General features: G+C 77.7%; 1 protein-coding gene. It reads right to left on the reverse strand.

The window, feature by feature from the left end; translation table 11 throughout:
• Positions 1 to 1,505, reverse strand: a 1,505-nt coding sequence (locus ACFWN1_RS33225; protein WP_384370479.1) for an acyltransferase domain-containing protein, incomplete at both ends; no start/stop codon positions are given.

Below are 1,505 nucleotides of genomic sequence, written 5' to 3' on the forward strand. Positions count from 1 at the left end.
GTCTCCTCCTGGGCCAGGACGCCCGAGGCGTGGGCGGTCCACGGGCCCCCGGTGTCCGCCGGGCGGGCGTGGACCGTGAGGCTCCTGCGCCCGTCGGAGTCCGGCGCGCCGACCGTCACCTGGAGGTCGGTCGCGGTGGTGTCGTCGAGGACCAGCGGCGCCCGGAGCGCGAGTTCGTCGACGCCGGGCGCACCGGCCGCGCGGCCCGCGTACAGCGCGAGGTCGAGCAGCGCGGCACCCGGCACGACGACCGTGCCCAGCAGGGCGTGGTCCGCCAGCCACGGGTGGGCGTGCGCGGCGAGCCGGCCGGTGTGGACGACGCCCGAGCCGTCGGCGAGTTCGACGGCCGCGCCGAGCAGCGGATGCTCCGCCACGCCGAGTCCCGCGCCGCCGACATCCGTGCGCCGCCTGGCGGGCACGTCGAGCCAGTACCGCTCGCGCTGGAACGGGTACGTGGGCAGCCCGTCCGGGAGCGCGGCCGTGCCGCGCCCGTCGAAGTACGCCCTCCGGTCGACGGCCGCCCCGGCCGTCCAGAGCGCGCCCAGCGCCTCCGCCAGGGCGACCGTCTCCGGCCGGTCCCGGCGCAGGACGGCGACGGACACGATCTCCCCGGCCGGACCCTCCGGCGCGGTGTCCGCCGGAGTGTCGGCGGCCATCGGGGCGAGGACGGCGTCCGGGCCCAGCTCCAGGAGGACCCCGGCGCCTTCCCGCCGCAGCGTGCGCACGGCGTCCGCCCACCGGACGGTGCTCCGGACGTGCGCGGTCCAGTAGCCGGGGGAGGCCAGCTCCTCGGTCGTCGCGAGGCGCCCCGTGAGGTCGGAGACCAGCGGGACGGCCGGCGGGCGGAACTCCAGCCCGGCCACGACCGCCCGGAACGCGTCGAGCATCCCCTCCATCAGCGGCGAGTGGAAGGCGTGGCCGACCCTCAGGCGCTTGGTCCGCACCCCCGCCCCGGCCGCCCGCTCCGCGATGTCGGCGACGGCGGCCTCCGCGCCCGAGACGACCGTGGCCAGGGGGCCGTTGACGGCGGCGATCCCGGCGGTGTCCTCGTGTCCTGCGAGCAGCGCGAGCGCCGTCTCCTCGTCCACCGCGAGGGCGAGCATCGCGCCGCCCGCGGGCAGCGCCTGCATGAGCCGGCCGCGCGCCGTGATCAGCGTCGCCGCGTCGGCGAGCGACAGCACACCGGCCGCATGGGCGGCGGCCACCGTCCCGATGGAGTGGCCCGCCACGGCGTCCGGGGTGACGCCCCGGTGCTCCAGGAGCCGGAAGAGGGCGGTCTCCAGGGCGAACAGCGCGGGCTGCGTGAACTCGGTCCGGTGCAGGGCCGCTTCGGTGTCGTCCGTGGCGAAGACGATCTCCTTCAGCGACCTGCCGAGGTGGCCGTCGACGGCGGCGCACACCTCGTCGAAGGCCGCGGCGAACACCGGCTCGGCCTCGTACAGTCCGCGCCCCATGCCGGGCCGCTGGCTGCCCTGGCCGGTGAAGAGGAAGGCTGTGCGCGGGGG

The sequence above is a fragment of the Streptomyces sp. NPDC058459 genome (genome assembly GCF_042721685.1).
Taxonomy (GTDB): domain Bacteria; phylum Actinomycetota; class Actinomycetes; order Streptomycetales; family Streptomycetaceae; genus Streptomyces.